This is a genomic window from Azospirillum sp. B4 (genome assembly GCF_000333275.1).
Taxonomy (GTDB): Bacteria; Pseudomonadota; Alphaproteobacteria; order Azospirillales; family Azospirillaceae; genus Nitrospirillum.
On the sequence record NZ_BACU01000564.1, the window covers coordinates 1 to 1,290 of the forward strand.

The following is a 1,290-nucleotide window of genomic DNA, read 5'->3' on the forward strand; positions in this document are numbered from 1 at the left end:
GTGTGTCGGTCGCGCCGATGCCATGGATGGAGATGCTGCCGTAGTTCAGCAGGCGTCCCAAGATGCTTTGATTGACGTGGAAGCTTTCGACTTTAGACAGGTTCAGTTCCACGGTGTTCCGACGGATGAAGCCCCACTTGGCGATGGCGCGCTTCGTCGTCACCGCCAGTTCGGTGGTGATGGCATAGAGCCAGGCCTGGGCCATGCTCCATAGGCTGCCCAAGGCCAGCAGGACGGCACCGACGCGCAGTACCGGAACATCGGTGGCCATGGAGGCGGCGGCCATGATGATGGCCGCGAGCAGGCCGGCGGCCGGTTTGGCATAGATGATCCAATGCACCTGGCCGGTAACGGAAACGGTTTCACCTGGCACCAGGTTCCGCGATACGTAGCTCACAATCCCTCTCGTTCCGGTTGTCGGTGCCCCACCATAACGAAGGATGGCGTCGGGGGCGATGGGAAGTCGGCTGGCTTGATTCGGAAATGATCATTTCCTATAATGGAGCCATGAGCATGTCCCCCCCACGCCGAGGGCCCGGCCGCCCGCGGGAGTTCGACACCGGCCTGGCGTTGGATCGCGCCATCGCCGTGTTCAGCGAACGCGGCTATCACGGCGCGGCCATCAGCGACCTGACCGCCGCCCTGGGCCTGACCGCCGGCAGCCTGTACAAGGCCTTCACCGACAAGCGCGGCCTGTTCCTGGCCGCCTTCGACCGCTACGTGGCGCTACGGACCGACCGGCTGCGGGCCGCGCTGGACGTGGCCCCCACCGGGCGGGACCGGATCAGGGCGGTGTTGGATTTCTACGCCGGCAGCAGTCATGGGGCGGATGGCCGGCGCGGGTGCCTGGTGGTGGCCAGCGCCGTGGACCTCGCCACCGTCGATGCCGAGGTCGCGGCCCGTGTGACCGGCGCGCTGGAGGTGCACGAGGAGCGCTTGGTTGCCCTGGTGGCGCAGGGCCAGGCTGACGGCTCCATCCCCGCCAGGCTGGACCCGGCCGTCACCGCCCGCCTGCTGCTGTGCGTGCTCCAGGGCATGCGCGTCATCGGCAAGACGGGGCGCGGGGCGGATGAGATGGCGGCACTGGCCGAAGGCGCCCTGAAGTTGCTGGACTGAACCCGTCCCCCTCCGCCCTTCGGGGAGAGGCATTTCCGTATCAAATTAGGAAATGATCATATCCAAATAAAGGAGCGTACACCCATGCATTCCTCCCTTCTGGCCAGTCTGGTCCGAACGTTTCTGGGTCCGCTTTCCGCATGGTCAGGTCATGGCCAATGGCGTCCGCCTGCA

The 1,290-nt window shown here is 65.7% G+C and carries 2 protein-coding genes; one reads left to right on the plus strand and one right to left on the minus strand.

Annotation, left to right across the window (positions count from 1 at the left end; genetic code table 11):
• Positions 1 to 397: PH domain-containing protein (locus I55_RS25370; RefSeq protein WP_044563509.1), on the minus strand; the 397-nt coding region annotated here is incomplete at its 3' end.
• A 116-nt stretch (positions 398 to 513) separates the two neighbouring features.
• On the opposite strand from I55_RS25370, the gene I55_RS25375 reads away from it, so the two are divergent.
• Positions 514 to 1,116: a TetR/AcrR family transcriptional regulator gene (locus I55_RS25375; RefSeq protein ID WP_252181312.1), complete on the plus strand. Its 603-nt coding sequence runs from the start codon at positions 514 to 516 to the stop codon at positions 1,114 to 1,116.
• The last annotated feature ends 174 nt before the right edge of the window (positions 1,117 to 1,290 follow it).

Coding starts and splice junctions, on each gene's coding strand:
- I55_RS25375 (WP_252181312.1), top strand. CDS start 514: ATGTCCCCCCCACGCCGAGGGCCCGGCCGCCCGCGGGAGTTCGACACC.